The sequence below is a fragment of the Streptosporangium sp. G12 genome (genome assembly GCF_052983175.1).
The window spans coordinates 1-17,255 of record NZ_JBRIQO010000009.1 but is presented as its reverse complement, the minus strand read 5'-3'; the positions used below and the strand labels follow the sequence as shown (position 1 = coordinate 17,255).

General features: G+C 68.5%; 16 protein-coding genes, 2 tRNA genes and 1 pseudogene. 7 read left to right on the top strand and 12 right to left on the bottom strand.

The annotated features are described in order from the left end of the window. The first annotated feature begins 11 nt into the window (after positions 1 to 11). From ACVCAG_RS15285 to ACVCAG_RS15275, 3 genes are read left to right on the top strand one after another with little or no spacing between them, the layout of a single operon-like run. Entirely contained in the window at positions 12 to 1,121 is a 1,110-nt protein-coding gene (locus ACVCAG_RS15285) for an alanine racemase (RefSeq protein ID WP_440084006.1), read from the top strand. A gap of 30 nt (positions 1,122 to 1,151) precedes the next feature. Further along, on the top strand, positions 1,152 to 1,538 hold the full coding sequence (locus ACVCAG_RS15280) for a Rid family detoxifying hydrolase (RefSeq protein ID WP_362679598.1): 387 nt from the start codon (positions 1,152 to 1,154) through the stop codon (positions 1,536 to 1,538). Positions 1,539 to 1,569: 31 nt separating this feature from the next. Then, on the top strand, positions 1,570 to 2,781 hold the full coding sequence (locus ACVCAG_RS15275) for a hypothetical protein (protein WP_447189953.1): 1,212 nt from the start codon (positions 1,570 to 1,572) through the stop codon (positions 2,779 to 2,781). 14 nt (positions 2,782 to 2,795) lie between these two features. Here the strand turns inward: ACVCAG_RS15275 and ACVCAG_RS15270 are convergent, their stop codons facing one another. Next, complete coding sequence (locus ACVCAG_RS15270; RefSeq protein WP_440084004.1) at positions 2,796 to 3,416, bottom strand: LysE family transporter; 621 nt, start codon at positions 3,414 to 3,416, stop codon at positions 2,796 to 2,798. Between the two features lie 155 nt (positions 3,417 to 3,571). On the opposite strand from ACVCAG_RS15270, the gene ACVCAG_RS15265 reads away from it, so the two are divergent. Beyond that, positions 3,572 to 6,346, top strand: coding sequence for an AAA family ATPase (locus ACVCAG_RS15265; protein WP_440084003.1), 2,775 nt, complete (start codon positions 3,572 to 3,574; stop codon positions 6,344 to 6,346). Between the two features lie 135 nt (positions 6,347 to 6,481). On the opposite strand, the gene ACVCAG_RS15260 is transcribed toward ACVCAG_RS15265, so the two are convergent. Beyond that, positions 6,482 to 6,871 carry a response regulator gene (locus ACVCAG_RS15260; protein WP_440084205.1) on the bottom strand — a complete coding sequence of 130 codons (390 nt, stop codon included), beginning with the start codon at positions 6,869 to 6,871 and terminating at the stop codon, positions 6,482 to 6,484. Between the two features lie 237 nt (positions 6,872 to 7,108). Then, positions 7,109 to 8,110, bottom strand: a complete 1,002-nt coding sequence (locus ACVCAG_RS15255) for a serine hydrolase (RefSeq protein ID WP_440084002.1) — start codon at positions 8,108 to 8,110, stop codon at positions 7,109 to 7,111. Between the two features lie 834 nt (positions 8,111 to 8,944). Here ACVCAG_RS15255 and ACVCAG_RS15250 point away from each other — a divergent pair. Together ACVCAG_RS15250 and ACVCAG_RS15245 are read left to right on the top strand one after the other, a co-directional pair. Next, the gene (locus ACVCAG_RS15250; protein ID WP_440084001.1) at positions 8,945 to 9,364 is read left to right on the top strand and encodes an NlpC/P60 family protein; all 420 of its coding nucleotides are present in this window, start codon (positions 8,945 to 8,947) and stop codon (positions 9,362 to 9,364) included. Positions 9,365 to 9,642: 278 nt separating this feature from the next. After that, a tRNA-Arg gene (locus ACVCAG_RS15245) sits at positions 9,643 to 9,714 on the top strand. A 131-nt stretch (positions 9,715 to 9,845) separates the two neighbouring features. Here the strand turns inward: ACVCAG_RS15245 and ACVCAG_RS15240 are convergent. The 7 genes and pseudogenes from ACVCAG_RS15240 to ACVCAG_RS15210 form a co-directional block, all read right to left on the bottom strand. Beyond that, a complete protein-coding gene (locus ACVCAG_RS15240) occupies positions 9,846 to 10,862 on the bottom strand; it encodes a hypothetical protein (RefSeq protein WP_440084000.1) in 1,017 nt (338 codons plus the stop codon). Between the two features lie 12 nt (positions 10,863 to 10,874). Further along, entirely contained in the window at positions 10,875 to 11,069 is a 195-nt protein-coding gene (locus ACVCAG_RS15235; protein ID WP_440083999.1) for a helix-turn-helix domain-containing protein, read from the bottom strand. A gap of 156 nt (positions 11,070 to 11,225) precedes the next feature. Continuing rightward, positions 11,226 to 11,507 (bottom strand): annotated as a pseudogene (locus ACVCAG_RS15230) (DUF3631 domain-containing protein); the annotation flags it as partial. 224 nt (positions 11,508 to 11,731) lie between these two features. Continuing rightward, positions 11,732 to 11,902 carry a helix-turn-helix domain-containing protein gene (locus tag ACVCAG_RS15225; protein ID WP_440084204.1) on the bottom strand — a complete coding sequence of 57 codons (171 nt, stop codon included), beginning with the start codon at positions 11,900 to 11,902 and terminating at the stop codon, positions 11,732 to 11,734. Between the two features lie 120 nt (positions 11,903 to 12,022). Further along, positions 12,023 to 13,057: a hypothetical protein gene (locus ACVCAG_RS15220; protein WP_440083998.1), complete on the bottom strand. Its 1,035-nt coding sequence runs from the start codon at positions 13,055 to 13,057 to the stop codon at positions 12,023 to 12,025. 115 nt (positions 13,058 to 13,172) lie between these two features. Then, positions 13,173 to 14,168, bottom strand: a complete 996-nt coding sequence (locus ACVCAG_RS15215; RefSeq protein WP_440083997.1) for a hypothetical protein — start codon at positions 14,166 to 14,168, stop codon at positions 13,173 to 13,175. A 507-nt stretch (positions 14,169 to 14,675) separates the two neighbouring features. Then, a complete protein-coding gene (locus ACVCAG_RS15210) occupies positions 14,676 to 14,906 on the bottom strand; it encodes a hypothetical protein (RefSeq protein WP_440083996.1) in 231 nt (76 codons plus the stop codon). Positions 14,907 to 15,490: 584 nt separating this feature from the next. Between ACVCAG_RS15210 and ACVCAG_RS15205 the strand changes: the two genes are divergently transcribed. After that, positions 15,491 to 15,561, top strand: a tRNA-Ser gene (locus ACVCAG_RS15205). A 223-nt stretch (positions 15,562 to 15,784) separates the two neighbouring features. Here the strand turns inward: ACVCAG_RS15205 and ACVCAG_RS15200 are convergent. Together ACVCAG_RS15200 and ACVCAG_RS15195 are read right to left on the bottom strand one after the other, a co-directional pair. Beyond that, entirely contained in the window at positions 15,785 to 16,939 is a 1,155-nt protein-coding gene (locus ACVCAG_RS15200; protein ID WP_440083995.1) for an alpha/beta hydrolase, read from the bottom strand. Positions 16,940 to 16,949: 10 nt separating this feature from the next. Beyond that, on the bottom strand, positions 16,950 to 17,255 hold a 306-nt coding region (locus ACVCAG_RS15195; RefSeq protein ID WP_447189952.1), incomplete at its 5' end, for a S41 family peptidase.

Genomic DNA, 17,255 nt, shown 5'->3' with positions numbered 1-17,255 from the left:
GGGGACGGGACGTGAAGGGGATCGTGGATCCCGGGGCGGCGCTGGGGGCCTCGCTGTTCGGCGGGGCGTTCACCTTCCCCGTGATGGTGGCCCACCGCGCCGCGCTGGAGCACAACATCGCGACCCTCGCGGCCTTCACCCGGGAGTACGGGCTCACCTTCGCCCCGCACGCCAAGACCACCATGTCGCCCGAACTGGTCGGGGCGCAGCTCGACGCGGGCGCGTGGGGGCTCACGGTCGCCACCCCCAGCCAGGCGCTCACCCTGCGCGAGTTCGGTGTCTCCCGGATCGTCCTCGCCAACCAGGTCTTCGACCCGGCCGGGCTGTCCGCCCTCGCCGCCCAGCTGGCCGAGGATCCCGCGTTCGAGTTCCTCTGCTTCGTCGACTCGGTGGCCGGGGTCGAGGCGCTCTCCCGGCACGCCGGGGCCAGGCCGTTCCGCGTGCTGGCCGAGCTCGGCCACGAGGGCGGGCGGGGCGGCTGCCGTACCCTCGCCCAGCTGCTGGAGGTCGCCTCGGCGGCGCAGGCGGCCGAGGGGGTGGAGCCGGCGGGCGTCGCCGGGTACGAGGGGTCGCTGGGCTCGGCGGAGGAGGTGCGGGCCTACCTGCACCGGCTGCTGGAGGCACTGGAGCACCTGCGGGTGCGCGACCCGATCCTGTCGGTGGGCGGCAGCCAGTGGTTCGACGTGATCGGCCGCGAGCTCGCCGCCTGCCAGGCCAGGGTGATGCTGCGCAGCGGCGCCTACGTCTCCCACGACGACGGCTACTACCGCGAGCGCACCCCGTACACCCGGATCGACGGGGAGCTGCGCGCGGCGCTGGAGATCTGGGCGCACGTGCTGAGCGTCCCCGAGCCCGGTCTGGCCGTGGTCGGGTTCGGCAAGCGCGACGCCCCCTTCGACGAGGGGCCGCCGATCCCGCGCGGAGCCGTCGCGGACGCGACGGTGCTCAAGGTCCAGGACCAGCACACCGTCCTGAGGCTGGCGCCGGGCTCGCCGGTGAAACCGGGGGACCTGGTGTCGTTCGGCATCTCCCACCCGTGCACCGCCTTCGACAAGTGGCGGACCATGCCGGTGGTCGACGAGGAGTACGTCGTCGTCGATCTGATAAACACCTTTTTCTAATGTCGTGTTTCCGTTGTGAGGAATGCTGAGATGAGCGACAAGCAGGAGCTGAGGACCGACGAGGGCGCGGCGCCCGTCGGGGCGTACTCGCAGGGCCTCGTGGTCGGCGACTTCGTCTACACCTCGGGCATGGGGCCGCTCAGCCCCGAGACCGGCGAGGTCGTCGGGACCGACGTGGCCGAGCAGACCCACCAGGTGATGCGCAACCTCGGCGCGATCCTCGCGGCGCACGGGCTCGGCTTCGACGACGTGGTGAAGTCGACCGTGCACCTGGAGCACCTCAAGCGTGACTTCGCCGCCTACAACGAGGTGTACAAGTCGTATTTCACCCGCCCGTACCCGGTCCGCACGACCGTCGGCTCCGACCTGATGGACATCCTCGTCGAGATCGACTTCGTGGCCTACAAGCCGCGTTAGAGTCTGACCGACTTCGTGGGAGGGCGGTGGCTTGGACAGCTCGCTATACGTCTACGTCGAGGACGTGCGCGGGGAGGGCCTCGACGCGGTCCTCGACCGGATCACCGGATACGGCGTGACGGGCGTGACCGTGGCCGCGGCCTACCACCGTGCCCGTGACGTCACCCCGCACGGCCGTTCCCGGGTGACGCTCCGCAGGGACGGCGCGCACTTCACGCCGCCCGCCGACCTGTTCGGCGGGCTGCGGCTGGTCCCGCCCGTCCAGGACGGGGCCGGGGACGAGCCGCTGGCCGCTCTGCGCCGGGCCACCGCCGAGCGCGGGCTCGCGCTGCACGGCTGGACCGTCTTCCTGCAGAACACCACGCTCGGTCTGGCCGACCCGGACGTGACCGTACGCAACTGCTTCGGCGACCGCGGCTCGCCCGCCGACCTGTGCCCCTCCCACCCCGACGTGCGCCTGTACGCGGTCGCGATGGGGCGGGCGGTGGCCAGGCAGGGCGTCGACAGCGTGGTGGCCGAGGCGCTGCACTTCGGCACCTTCGGCCACGGCTACCACCACGAGCGCAGCTTCGTCCCGCTCGGGCCGATGGACGCGTTCCTGCTCGGCCTGTGCTTCTGCGGCTTCTGCATGCGCCGCGCCGCCGACCTGGGCGTCAACGCGGAGGTGGCGCGCGAGGAGTGCTCCAGGATCGTGGGCGCCGTGTTCGACGGCGACCCTCCCGCCCAGGGCGAGGTGACCCGCGCCGCGCTGACCGCGTACGCGGGGCCCGAGGTGGTCGCCTACGCGCGGGCCCGTTCCGAGGTGGTGACCTCGCTGGTCTCCGAGGTCTCCACCGCCGTCACCGCCGAGGGCTCGCGCCTCGTCTTCCTCGACGCCACCGGCGCCGTCAAGGGCTACACCGACGGCCTGCCCTCACCCGGGCTCGCCGCGCACGACTCCTGGCAGCTCGGCGTCGACCTGGTCGCCCTCGGCGACCTGGTGCCCTCGCTCGGCGTGCTCGCCTACGCCCGCGACGCGGCCAGGGTGGCCGACGACGTGGTCGCCTACCGCCGCTCGACGGGCAAGGACAAGGAGCTGCGGGTCGTCCTGCGGCCGGGCCTGCCGGACACCGACTCGGCCGACCGCCTCGCCGCCAAGGTCCGCGCCGTGCGGGCCTCGGGAGCCGACGCGGTCGACTTCTACGCGTACGGGCTCATGCCCTACCCGATCCTGGACCGCATCCCGGGCGCGCTCTCCGCCTGACGCCGTCCCGGCGTTCAGACGGAGCGGCCGGAGAGCGCGGTCGCGACGCCGAGACCCAGGTAGACGACCCCGCTCAACTGGCCGATCAGCGGTGCCCTGGTCCTCAGCCGCCCGCCGACGGCGCCCGCCGCCATGGCGTAGATCATGTCGGAGAGCAGGCCCAGGAACAGCAGGGTTCCCCCCAGGACGGCGATCTGCAGCGGCACCGCGCCCGCCTCGGGCTCCACGAACTGGGGCAGGAACGCGAGGAAGAAGAGGATCACCTTGGGGTTGAGCACGTTGACGACCACCCCCTCGAGGAAGATCGCCCGAAGCGGCTGCGGTGCGGCCTCCCGGCTCGCGAACTCCTGCCTGCTCGTCAGCGCCCGGACGCCCAGGTAGACCAGGTAGGCCACGCCCGCCCACTTGATCACGTTGAACAGGGTCGCCGACCGCGCGATCACGTACGAGAGACCGGCCGCCGCCGCGGCGATGTGCACCAGCGTGCCCACCTCGACGCCGAACGCGCTCGCCACACCGGCGGCCCGGCCCTGGGAGACGGCGCGGGTGATGATGTAGATGTGGTTCGGGCCCGGTACCAGGACCAGGGCCAGCGAGGCGAGCGAGAAGATCAGTAATGTGGACGGCGAGATCATGCCCCGACCCTAAGGTCGTCCCGGTCCTCGCCGTCAGGGCCAATGCCCGGACCCTTTGGTGTACCAATCGGTCCATGTTCGTCCCCTGCCGGGGTCCAATGGGCCCCGCAGCCGGAATGTCGATTCCGTCGGTACCGCGTGCGATACTCGCCGACGTGGGGTGGCAAAGCACGCGGGGTGTTCTGATCGGGCGGTCGGTCGAGCTCGATCGCCTCACCGCCGTGCTCGACACCGCGGCCACGGGGCAGGCGGGGGTGGCCCTCGTGGGAGGTGACGCGGGCATCGGCAAGACCCGTCTGATCACCGAGCTGGCCGAGCGTGCCGAGGCCGCCGGATTCGCCGTGCTCATCGGCCAGTGCGCCGAACTCGGCGACGCCCTCCCCTACCTCCCGCTCGCCGACGCCCTGCGTTCGGCGCGCGGGGAGCTGCGCGCGGCGATCGACGCGCGGCCGGTCCTCGGCAGGCTGTTGCCCGGCGGCACCGACTCCGGCAGGGATAGCACGTCGGGCCTGACGCAGCAGCAGCTCTTCGGCTCGGTGCTCGGCTTCCTGTCCACGCGGCCCGTGCTGCTCGTCCTCGAGGACCTGCACTGGGCCGACCAGTCCACCCGCGACCTGCTGGTCTTCCTCAGCCGGATGCTGCAGACCGAGCGCGTCTGCCTCGTCGGCACCTACCGCACCGACGACCTCCACCGCCGTCACCCGCTGCGCCGGGTCCTCGCCGAGCTCAAGCGCCTCCCCTCGGTGACGCCGGTGGAGCTGGAGCCTCTCGACCGCCACGAGATGACCGACTACCTGGCCGCGCTCGGCGGCACCGACGCCGGGGTGATGCGGAAGGTCGTCGACCGGGCCGAGGGCAATCCCTTCTACGCCCAGGAGTTGCTGGAGGCCGCCTCCAAGGGCTCCTCGATGCCCGACGGCCTGGCCGGCCTGCTGCTCTCCCGGGCGGAGCTGCTCTCCGACCCCGCGCAGCGAGTGCTCGGCGGCGCGGCCGTAGCGGGCCGCCGAGCCGACCACGACCTGCTCCAGCAGGCCTCCGGCCTCGACGACCTGGCCTTCGAGGAGGGCATGCGGGAGATCGTCTCGCGCGGCCTGCTCCGCCCCGACGGGGAGTACGGCTACGCCTTCCGGCACGCGCTTCTCCAGGAGGTCGTCTACAACGACCTGCTGCCCGGCGAGCGGACCAGGATGCACGCCGAGTTCGCCCGCCTGCTGACCGCCCGAGGGGGGTCGGCGGCCGAGCTCGCCCACCACTACCTGGCCGGTCACGACCTGCCGGGGGCGCTGGCCGCGTCCGTGGAGGCCGGGCGGAGGGCCGAGCGGCTGGGGGCTCCCGCCGAGGCGCACCGCCACTTCGACCGGGCGCTCGGGCTCTGGGACCGGGTTCCCGACGCCGAGCGGCTGGCCGGGATCGACCACGTCGCCCTCGCCGCGCGCAGCGCCGCCGCGGCGGCCGACAGCGGCGACAACCACCGGGCGATCTCCCAGCTCCGGCGCCTCCCGCCCTCCGCCGAGATCAACGAGCGGCTGTCGTACTACCTCATCGACACCGAGGACGTCGAGGGCTCGATCGCCGCCGCGTACGCGGCCGTCGAGGCGGCGCCGGAGGGGCCGGTGCTCGCCCGTGCGCTCGCGACCTACGCCCGCTCGCTCTACTGGACCGAGCGGCACGACGAGGTCGAGGCCCTGGCCCGCCGCGCCCTGGAGACGGCTCGCGCGAGCGGCGCCGCCGACGCGGAGACCAGCGCGCTGATCACCCTCGCGGCCCTCGCCGCGCTCGCCGACGACATCTCCCGGGCCAAGGAACTGCTCGCCTGCGCGAGCGCCGAGAGCTCGGGCAACCTCGCCATCGACCTGCGGGCCATGTTCACCTACGCCCGGGTCCAGTACGAGAGCGGCGACCTCGCCGAGGCGGCGACCACCACCGACCGGGGGCTGCGGCTCGCACGCGAGAGCGGCCTCAACTGGAGCACCTACGGCACCGACCTGCGCTTTCTTCGCCTTCTGATCCACTACGTCGCGGGGGAGTGGGACCTGGCGGAGAAGGTCGCCTCCGGGTTCGCCGTCCGCGTCGGCACCCCGCCGGAGGCGCTCCTGTCGTCCTTCGCGCTCTTCGTCGAGGTGGCCAGGGGCCTTCCCGTCGTCGAGGACCGCCTGTCGTGGCTGGAGTCCTTCTGGCCCGATGAGGTGACGGTCACCACCATGAGCCGTGGCCTGGCCGCCGAGCACGCCCTGTGGCGCGGCGACCCGGAGGCGGCGCTCGAACACGCCCGCGCGGGGCTCGACGTCGTCCTTCCCAACGACCCCGCCGTGATCCGGCTCAGCAGCACCGCCCTGTGGGCGCTGACGGACCTGGGACGCACGGAGGAGGCCGACGCCTTCCTGGAGCGGGCCAGGGTGCCCGCCGCCGTCGGCCCCGGCTCCGTGCGGCGCGGCCCGCTCGGCCCCGAGGGACTGGCCTGGCTGGCCAGGGCCGAGGCCGAATGGCACCGCGCGCACGGCCGTCCCGCCGTCGCGGCGTGGCGCGCGGTGGTCGAGGCCTTCGACTTCGGATTCGTCTACGAGGTCGCGCGCTCACGGTGGCGGCTGGCGGAGGCGCTGCTCGTCGAGGGCGACCGTGCCGCCGCCCTGAAGGAATGGAAGCTCGCCGTCGAGGCCGCCGAGTCACTGGGCGCCCGGCCGCTCGGCGCGGCTCTGGCGGAGCTGGGCCGCAGGGCGCGCTTCACCTCCGCGCCGCCGACCGTGCTCACCTCCCGTGAGCGGGAGGTGCTCGCCCTGGTGGCCGAGGGCCTGCCCAACCGCGAGATCGGCGAGCGGTTGTTCATCGCGCAGAAGACGGTGAGCGTGCACGTCTCCAACATCCTGGGCAAGCTGGGCGTCTCCTCCCGCACCCAGGCGGCCGCCGTGGCCCACCGGGACGGCCTGCTCTGACCCGCGTGGATCGCGTGGACCCCGTGGATCACGTGGCCTTGTGAGGGCCGGTCGGCGTGGCCTCGTGAAGGCCGGCCGGCATGGCTTCGTAAGGGCCGGCCGATGACGCGGCCCGCGACGACATGCCCCGTAAGGTCAGGCCTTGCCCTGGCCGCTGCGCGCGGTCAGGGCCAGCTCGCGGACGACCTGGATCAGCTCCGCCGGGTCGAAGGGTTTCGTGAGGTAGGCGTCGACCCCGATTCCCAAGCCGCGCCGCTTGTCGTCCTCCTGCGCCCGCGCGGTGATCAGGACCACCTTGATATGGCTGGTCCCCTCGTCGTTGCGCAGCCTGGTGGCGGTCATCCAGCCGTCCAGTCTGGGCATCATGACGTCCAGCGTGATGACGTCGGGCATCACGTCCAGCACCCGGTCCAGGCAATCCTGCCCGTCGGAGGCCGTATCCACCTGGAACCCCTCCAGGGTCAGGTTGACCGCGATGAGCTGCCGGATGACGTCGTCGTCATCCACTACCAAGACCCTGCCCAGAACCTCTCCCACGGCGTGAGGCTAACTCCTCTCCCTCGCCACCGCGCGGGTTTCCGAGGATGTGTACGCACAGCTATCCACAGGCGACAGGTGTTTCCCGCTTTTTCCCCGAGAACTCTGGGTGCGGCGGACACGTCGCGGGAGAGGTGGGAAGGCGGTCGGAGAGGGCCGGAGGGGCGAAAAGGCGAGGGAGGCGGGAGGTCCCGGACACCGGCCGTGGCGGGCGGTGCCCGGTGATCATCGGCCTTCCTCCCCGGTGAGCCGCGCCAGCAGGGCGAACCCGTGGCGGTCCACCGAGACCGAGGTCGCGGACATGACGATCACACCGGTGCCCGCCGCACGGTCGATTCCGAGCCACGTACGGAACCCGCCGGTGCCACCGTTGTGCCAGGTGATGGGACGCTTCTTCACTTCGACGGTGATCCACGCGGCGCCGATGCGCACCGCCGGCCCGGAGAGGTTCGCCACGGGGTCGAGAGCCGCGACACCGGGGGCCGTGCCGTCGAGCAGGGCGGACGTCAGGCGCGCCATGTCCTCGATCGACGCCCGGATGCCACCCGCCGGTCCAAGCGCCTCACCTGTCCACGGCTGCCGTACCCGTCCCGACCTGCTCCTGCCGATGACCGCGCCGGGCAGCAGCTCGTCCGGGCTTGAAGGCGTGTAGAACACGCCGAGCCCCAAAGGCTCGGCGACCCGCTCGTGGACGAGATCGCGGTAGTTCGTCCCGGCCGCGTGCGCGATCGCGTGGCCGAGCAATTCGAACCCGAAGTTGGAGTATCGGGCCCGTGGCCTTCCGATTTTCACTCCCTGGGCCTGGGCGAGGAGCTGTTCGAGGTTCTCACCGTAGGGATTCGTCCCGTGCCGCCACAGCGCGAGGGTCCGTCGCCACGGTTCCGCCGCCCTGGGCAGCCCCGGCAGCCCCGAACGGTGCGTGCTGACCGATGCCAGTGTCACCCCCGCCGCCGGTGTCCCGTCGAGCCGTAGGAACTCGCCGAGGGTCGACGTCGTACGGATCTCTCCGCGCGCGAGCGCGTCGGCGTAGAGCAGGCCCGTCACCCCCTTCGAGATCGAGCCGATCTCGAAATCCGCGCTCAGGGGCGCGCCCGCACTCGCCGCCGTCGTTCCCTTGGGCGAGACCGTCGCGACCGCGATCACAGGGTGCCGGTCACCCACGAGCTCACGGAGCCGCGCCGCGAGTTTTTCGTCACCGTACGAGTCTGCCGGCCGCCTGTCGTCCATGCGTCAACCATAGTTGACGCGCATCTCGGCGGCAATCATGACCTGAACAACAGGTTGTTCCATGGGACGAGCCTGTGCGGGTGCGGGACGGTCCCCCGCTGGACGTGGGTACTCGCGGTTGTCCACAGGGAGGTGTCGTTCCACGGGGTTATTCACAGAACCCTGTTCGGCTCATTGGTGATCACCTCCTCCCGCCGATCCTGAGGCCTCGATCCTTCATCGAGCCCAAGGAGGGCGTGCGTGATCACGGCACTCGTCACCGTCACCATCCTCTCGGCGGCCCTCGCGGGAAGCTCCCCGTTCCCCGTGCCCCGCCTCTCCCCGGAAGCCTGCGACGCCTGGGACCGCCTCCTCTCCCTCTCCCCGGCAGCCCCGCCGGACGGCACTCCCCACTGGCTGCCGGAAGAGATCCACGCCGCGCTCGCCGCCGCCTGCGAGCCACGGTCCCCGTTCTCTCCGGACGCGGGCGGCGGCCGATCGATGTCCTCGCAAGGCTCCTTCTCGGCCCCGGCCCCCGTCTTGGCCCCGGCTCCGGTCGGTGAACGGCCGCCGGGGCTTCCGGGAGCGGGTGCCGGGTGGGCGTTCGACTCTTCCGGTCCGGAACCGGGAGGGCCGGTGGAGCCCTCGGACACCCCGGGTGTGTGGGCCGGCGCGTCCTCTTCAGCGGAACCGAGAGATCTCCCGGCCTCCTCCGGGCCGGTGTCCTCACAGGCGGGCGCCAAGCGGCCGCAGCGTCCCTCTGAGGGGCGGAAAGCGCGCTCCAGCCGAGGGGCGGCGTCCTCTCCGGGGAAGCCCCTCCCCGGTGGGCGGTCGGCACCCTCACGAGGGAGGGCGGTGCCCTCGCGCGAAGGCGCCCTGGTCCTGCGGGGCCGGATCGCGGCCGCCGCGGCACTCCGCCAGGTCGGCAGGCCATACGTATGGGGCGGCGGCTCGAGCGCGGGCCCGACCGGTGGGGGCTTCGACTGTTCGGGGCTCGCCCTGCACGCCTGGGCCAAGGCGGGGGCCAGGCTCACCCACTACACCGGCACCCAGTTCAGGCAGGGCAGCCGGGTGCCCTTCTCCCGGCTGCGTCCGGGAGATCTCGTCTTCTTCGGCGGAGGCAGCGGAGACCCCACCCACGTGGGCGTCTACGTCAAAGACGGTGTCATGGTCCATGCCCCCAAGACCGGCGACATCGTCAGGACGGCCGACTTCGCCGCCTCGCCCTACTATCTCTCCCGCTACCGAGGCGCCGTCCGTCCTACCCCGCGCTGATTCGCCCTGTCCTTGCCGGCCCGCCCTGTCCTCGCTGCCCCCACCCCTCGTGACCCGCCTTGCCCGTGCTGACAGCCTCACCTGGCGCCGTCTCGACCCCGTCCGGCGGCGCCCCGTCCCGCGTGGCGCGGCCTCGCGCCCTCCCGCCAACGCCCGGCTGTCCCGATGACCTCTCACCCTCGGCTCTCTCCCCGTCCCCGGGCACGCTCCGGAGATCACTCGCTTCCCTAACCGAGTGTCGGTTTCCCTCAGGATGCTGGTAATGTAATCACGCGTTGGCCCCCTTAGCTCAGGGGATAGAGCACCGGCCTCCGGAGCCGGGAGCGCAAGTTCGAATCTTGCAGGGGGCACACAAGCCAGGCCAGCCCGAATATGAGCTGACCTGCAGGTAGAACGCCGAAACGGGCGGGACTCCAGTCTCACGGAGTCCCGCCCGTTCTCATTGGCGCTCACTGGTTGTGGACCAGCTGTGGACCAGATCTCACGGGGTCAGCACGGCGTCTATGCGGCGGTTGTTCTGATCTTGGCGGCCATCCAGACACTTGGCGTAGCGCTTGAGGAGGACTTCCACACTGTTGCCCGCGCGGGCGGCTACCTCGGTGGCGTCCACCCCCGCGTTGAGCCAGGTGGACAGGGCCGCATGCCGTAGCCCTACGGCCTCGGCAGGTCGGACACCCGCGAAGTAGAGCGTGGCATAGAAGGCCACCAGCCGGCGCCCTCGGGCACGGTGCCAACTCCCGACATAGGACACAGCGGCGAGCAGTTCCCGCGCCTGCTCGGGGTTGACGACGGCGCGCCTGTCTACGGCATCATCCTTGGCGATCTTCTTTTGCTTGATCCGCTTGAGTGGATTCTCCTTGAGTTCGTCGAGGTCAATGCCGTACTCCAGCGCCGTGTTCAACCCCCGGCGACGGCGGGCCGTGGTGTCGGCGGCGGCAGCTCGCTGGTCCAGGGTGAGGTCGAGAGCCTCACTCACGCGGCGCGCAACGATGGGGCTGGCCATGTCAGCGAGGGGGAGCGTGGACTTCTGGAGAATCCGCACGGTCGATACCAGCTCAACGGGCGTCGCCTTGCTCTCCTCGCGGGGAATCAGCGCCCATTGCATGGCGGCGCGGATCTCTTTACGAGGCAGGTCGAGCGCCTCGCCGTCGAGCATCGCGAGCGTGGCCACGGTCAAGCTGTCCACGATGCTCTCGCGAGTCTTCGCCGCGGCGCCGGGCCAGCGCATGGCGGTGTACTTGGCGGCGAAGTCGTACCAGCTCATAGGCGGCTCTTCGACTTCCGGCGCCAGCATGAAGGCGGGCAGGCCGGTCTCGGTGTCAAACAGTTCCCCCTTCTTCGCGGCGTTGAGCAGGTCGGCACGGAAGCTATCGGCCAGTGCCTTGGTCAAGAACGCCTTGGACTTCGGCTCTGTACCGACCTTCCATCGAAGCTGGCAGGGCTTGGCGCGCCCCTTCCGGTTGCGGATGCTCCACACCACCACGTCATGGGTCAACATGAATGCCCTTCCTTACGCCGCGGTGCTCTCGAAAGTGCTGAGCCAGGTGTCCAGGTCGGCACGCCGGATCTTGCGCTTGCCGTTCGGGAGCTTGAGGGACTTCGGGCCACGGCCGGTGTGCAACCAGCGGTAGAAGGTGGATCTGGGCACGTCGATCTCGTCAAGAACCTCTGCGATGGTGAGCATGCTCTTGGCTCGCGTCGCCATGGTCGTGGTTGCCTTTCGGGCGTTGTGATCGGTGAGGTGTGAAGTCTTCGGTGGCTGTGTTGGACGGCTTGCCGTTGGGGCGGGCACGGTTTGGGGGGTAGCCGTCCCAGCCTCATTTGTGCTGGTCAGGCTGGGACGGCTTTTTTGCTGGGACGGCTAAGCCGTCCCACGAACAGAAGCCGTCCCGCGCTGACCTGCGATGACGAGGCTGGGACGGCTGGGACGGCCGCCCCCCTCAAACAGCGGGATCTCGCTGCCCCGCGGGGCGTCGGGAGGGCTCGGCAAGGGGCAGTAGCGCGCCCAGGCGTCGAGGAAATCGGTGCGCTGGTACCCCTTGGCCTGGGTGCCGTCCAGGAAGCGGATGTTGGCCGAACGAATCTCGTACTCACGCAAGATCACGCCCAGCTTCATCGCGCTCAGACCAGCGGGGCCGTAGTCAGCCCACGGCGTCGGCTAGCTCTGTACACCAAAGGACGTCTTCGCCCGGCAAATCCCCGTCGAGCAGGTGGCTGCGGGGGACGTCATCGCGTTCGGGATGGCCGGCGCCTACGCCTGGAACATCTCGCACCACGACTTCCTGATGCACCCGAAACCTGGATTCCACTACCTGAACGCGTGAACGCGGATGGGGCGAGGCGCAAGTCTCGCCCTTTTCGCGCACTCTATGCGGCTCGCGTACAGGCGTCGATCCATTTGTCCAGCCACTCACGACGGATGCGGACCGGTCCGTGGTCGCCAAGCTGCGCCGACCTGGGCCCTAAACCGCTGGCACGCCATCTTTCCCCGGTTCGTCGGGAGATGCGAAGCTCTGTGCAAACCTCATCTACCGTCAGCCACTTCTAGCTGAACTGACCATCACCCGCCCACGTGGACGACTACGTCGCTCACGCTCGACTTCCTTGGGCCTCATTAAAACTTGACACAAACATCCAGAAGCCCACGACCAAAGATCGCTAGCCGCTGGCCGACTCACCCGCTGCCAGACGCGAGCCCACAGCAGCGAGAAGCTCATCGGAGACGTCGATCTTGTCGCGTTCGGCAATGGCGACGATAAGGGCGATGGGATCAACTTCAGTTGAGTGCGCGTACTGAATCACCTTCGTCAAGTTTGACGAATGAAACTGCGCGAATCCGCTGACAGCGTCATAGCGCCCAGGGAGCATCGTGACGATGGGATCCAACAGGTCCGCTGCCGCATTGACCAGCATGCTCAGATCTGGCAGCGGGTCCGCCCCGAGCCGGCACATTATCGCGACGACCTGTTCCGCGATGGCGTTGCCACTCGCCCGGCCCACGCCGCGCAAAGTTACGTCGATGAATGAGGCACCGACTTGCCATGCGGCCAGGCAGTTGGCATTCGCGAGGCCAAGGTTGTTGTGCGCGTGGAAGCCGATCCGGCAGTCGAGTCGTGATCGGAGGGCCGCCACATATGCCATAACATCGTGTGGCAGCATGCCGCCGGCTGAATCCACCAGATAGATGGCGTCAGCGCCGGATGCTCGGCATTGGGCCGCCCTTTCGGCCAGTTCCTCCGCCGACAGCACATAAGACTTCATCAGATTCACGAAGGTGAGCAGCCCGAGATCCTTCGCACAACTGATCGCCGACGTCGCGACATCGGTTTCCGTGACGTTGACACCGATCCGGATGAAGCCCATCCCATAATCCGCGGCCAACCTCACATCGGCGGCCGAAGAGAAGCTGGGCTGGAAAAACATCCCCCACGATGCGCGTTTCGCCACTGAGGCGGCCGCCCGCATGTAACTCTCGTCAGACACACCCTCAGGGCTATCGGATGGTCTTCCCGACCCCATGCCCAATCCATGGCCAACCTCAATGAACGATATTCCGGCTGCCTGGAGCGCACTAAATATACGACAGGTCTGTTCTTGCGTGAATCCGCCCTTGACCTGGTAGTTACCGTCACGAAGCGTGCAGTCCAGGAGGGTCGTGCCCGCTGGTACGGACCCGTGCCCAAGGACCGTCATGATTTTTCCCCTCCGCACCATGAGACGCCCGATGTGTCGCTCCGTTCGCAATCACCCAGCCAGGCGAATGCTCAACAGGCTTATATACCCCGGCTAGTTGACGACCAAGCGACACTCAGACGATACCAGTGCGCATCGTGAATTGACAGAACTCGTCAATCTCCAAGAGGAGGTCACGTGCGATGCTCGTGTTGTCGAACTCTGGCCGCCTTAGCATGCCATGCAGACGCTGCAGCGACGTCCGGATTGCTTCCGCACGCCGAGCCGGCGGAAGATCGAATACGGGTTGGAGCGCATCTCGCGCCCCTTCTATCTCGCGCAGACCAACGCGGGCAATTGCCAGATCAACTTGACAGGCGGCCTCCGGAATATAGGAGCGCTCGGCCGCCGGCGCTGAACTGTAGACCTGAAGTGCTTCAAGAGCGCTCTGTTCGGCCTGCTCCGCATGGCCCGACATCCATGTCAGGGCGTTCGCGGTGTGATACAACTGCCGCGCGAGGGGATAAGCGACATGCCCGCCGATTTCATCGATATCGTCGATCGCGGCGCGATCGCGGGCTTCAGTAGCCCGATTGAGAGCGGCCTGCGCGGCGACGGAATTTCCCAGCGCCGCCCACGCTCGTGCTTCCAGCGCGTGGACGCGCGCGCCGCCCGAACCCGCGACACGTGATGCCAGATCGGCCGACACCCGCGCATGACGTATCGCTTCCTGTGGCGACCCCCCCCAATATGCCGTGCTCATCTGCTGGAACAGAGCCCATGCTCGAAGCGAGTCATGGCTCGCGTTCTCCGCGCAGAGGAAGGCGGTCCGTCCATGGATGCGCGACGCGTGGAACTTGCCTAGGTCCTCGTTCGCTTCGGCGAGCAGTCCGGAAACTATTCCGGCGTAGAGGTAGAGGTCTCGCTTCTGTTGCGGATTAGCGTTGCTCTCGATCAGTGAGAAGGTGACACCTTGCAACTCTACTAGATCGCCGATAATCGTAATCGTAGATTCGCGCGTGTAGGCATCCGCTATACGGCGAGTTTCGTCGTGTATCTGAGCCAGCACTTCTGCCCCAGCTGTGGATGTGCCCGCGTAGGCGCTGAATCGGATCGCTCTTTGGAGTGCCATGCTTATCCTCCTCTCGATGTCCTGATCAAGTGGTGGTTCGGGCGGGGCAGTATACGGCGCGCAGGTCAAGACCTCAGGGTTGGTCGGCTCACCTTCTCGGTCGGTGGCGTCACGAGGCATCGGTAGCCTGAATCCGAGAGCTGACTCGGACATTCCATACGTCGCACAGTAGAGATCTTGGTAATGCTGACTAGGATAAACCCTTCCGGTCTCGTGCTTCCAGATCATCGCAGACGTGATCCCTGGCTCGGCCAGACCCATCTGCCGAGCGGCATCGTGCATCTGACGGCATGCCTTGGCAAGGGATAGGCCGTATTGCTCCCTCGCCTGACGTAGTCTTTCTGGCTGCCAGCCAATCCGGGGTCGCGAGCGCGGTCCCTGAGTCATGCGCACCTCACTGTCTCAATCGATCTAATCATCGGGCGGGTGGGCTGTCCATGGTCATGTGCGTAGTCATGCTCGTCGTCACGAAGTGATTCATCGCTCGACCCACGCACTCCGATCGAGTCACTTTCTCGCAACATACTGGTCGAATAGATACAAAGCCGAGGTGAATCCAGCCAAGGCGTTGAGTAATGCTTCTGGTGCCGATTTTCCTGCCGCGAGCGAGAGCCAGCCCACACCGACCAGCGTGAGGCAGCTCAGGGCTAAGGCGACGCAGATCTCTTTGCTGGATGCGGATTTCGATGCCGGGCTATTTGAACCGTCAGACGTGGCAGGTCGCGTGGGTTTGGTCATGGCTTGCGTATCCCTTCATGTCGTCACCCCTCTGATCTATGCAGAGTGGGTCGCTGACCATCACTAGGGATTTAAATCGATCCGCCTGCCCAGCTGTATGCGTGCGTCAGTCCTGAAGATGAACTTGTAGGCGCACACTCGCCAATGTCGTCATAACTGCCTTCTTGTCTGTGCCCTCCTGATGACGTCCATAGCTACAAGAATGACGCCCTTATCCCATCCGCGTCTACGACAGGTGGGGGACAGGCTTGATGGGAAAGATGGGGCCAGCGCGGCGACCGTGACGTGCTGATATCGGACGACATGGGTGCGGACCTAACAATGATCGAGGCGACCTCATTCTTGATCGCTTGGAACACCCTCCTCCATCCTGCGTTCAGGTCGTGGATCCGGGTTTGGGCGCATCAGGAAGTCGCGGGTCGGCACATCGTGTTCGCAGAGATCACGGCCAACTGCGCCGGGAATTCGCCTAGTCACACCACATCTGCAACCCGATAGCAGGTGTAAGTGGACACAGTTCAATGAGAACGGACGTGGTTGCGTTCGCACCATGGACGCATAGCTCAAGCCCACGCGGAGTGTATGCCCAGGTCAAAGCCGGGATCTTGTGCGGCCTCCGGAGCCGGGAGCGCAAGTTCGAATCTTGCAGGGGGCACACTCGATCGGCATCGCGAGATGCGCTGGGACCCGCGGAAACGCGGGTCCTTCTGCGTTCCAGGGGTGCCACCCCGTGCCACCGATGATGGCAAGGATGTGCCTTCGCGATATGGCATCCGACAACCCGCCGTTTCTCCGTGCGCTGATGGCCGCCACTCTCATCCCTCCGGTCCCTCCGGTGGCCTTCGACACCTTCCGACGGTTCCAGGAGATGCGGGGTCTCAGGATCGGCCGCAGGTCGCGGGGCAGAACGTGACCTCCGGGTAGCGTGACGACGGCCCCTCCAGGAGGGGCTGCCGCTGTGATTTCAGGTGCCGGTCGAGGAAGGCCGCCACGTAGGTGCGGGTGAGCTCCGCGCCACGGGCCGCTGGCAGCATGCCGGGGAGGGGTTCGAGGCCGAGGACGTCCGCCACCAGCGGGATGTCGGTGAAGGACTGGTGTTCGGCGTCCGACAGCACGAGCCAGCGCTTCCATCCGGTCAGCAGCTTCCAGTCGCGGTCCCAGGAGGTGTCGCGGCCGCCCGGGACATGCTCTCGCGAACCCAGGAACATGAACGGCCGGGAGAGGCCGCTTCTGGGGATACGGGCATAGCCGGTGCCGTCCATGTCGATCCCGGCGCGCACCCGGGGGTCCTTCACCATGGTCGCCAGGGCGGCGGCCCCGCCGATCGACTGGCCCACCATCGCGATCCTTCCGCCGTCGATCAGATAGGAACGCTTCCATTCGGAGGTCAACTGGTCGAGGACGAAGGAGACGTCGGCGGCCCGGCCCTGGACGAGCCCGGCGCCGAAGCCGGGGTCGGTGTTGCTGTCGCAGGCGAGGCATTCGGCGATCCGCCCGTCGGACAGGGTGGTGGCGTAGCTCTCGTGGGTGTGGTCGATGCCGGCCACGACGTACCCGCGGCTGGCGAGGTCCTCGGCCAGGGAGGTGAGGGTGCTCATCGGTTTGGTGAAGCCGGGGGAGAGCACCACCAGCGGGAGCCCGCGCCCGGAGGGGGCGGCGTCCTTGACGGCGTTGGTTCGTGTGTTGCTCAGCGTGTCGTACGGCGCGGTCGAGATCCCGGAGCCCTTCAGCAGGAGTTCCGCTTCCTTGGCCGTCATGTAGGGCGCCCGCTGCCCGTCGCGCCGCTTGGCCGGGTACCACAGGGTGACCTTGAGCTGCCTGGCGTCGGCGTCGGGGTCCCAGGGATCGGGGCGGGAGGTGTCGGTCAGATGCAGGGCGGTGGTGCCGACCGGGTGGGTGCCGGTGGGGGCGGGCAGGGTGGCGGGGCCGGGCGTTCTGACCTGCGGGGCATCGGCTCTGGGCGGCGCGGGGGCGGAGCAGGCGGATGTGGCGAGGACGGTCACTCCCACGGCGAGGATCAGGAGTCTTCTCATGGGGGTCCCTTCACTTGTGCAGCAGGGCCAGGGCCTTGGCCAGGGCGGGGTCGCGTCCGGCGGCGGCGTCGGTGGGGGTCAGGGGTAGGTAGTGGTCGGGCGGCACGCCGATCTTGTCGATCACCTCGCGGTCGGGGCCCAGGTGGTGCCTGGTGGGGAAGCTCAGGAGGGTGTTGTTGGCGAGCAGGTACGGTTGCGCCGGGCCGGAGATGACGCCGGCGGTCCTGGTGCCGGCCAGTTGTCCGAGGCGCAGGTCCTTGACCGCGGAGCTGAAGTGCTCACACGCCGAGGCGCAGCCGCGGTCGGTGAGCACCAC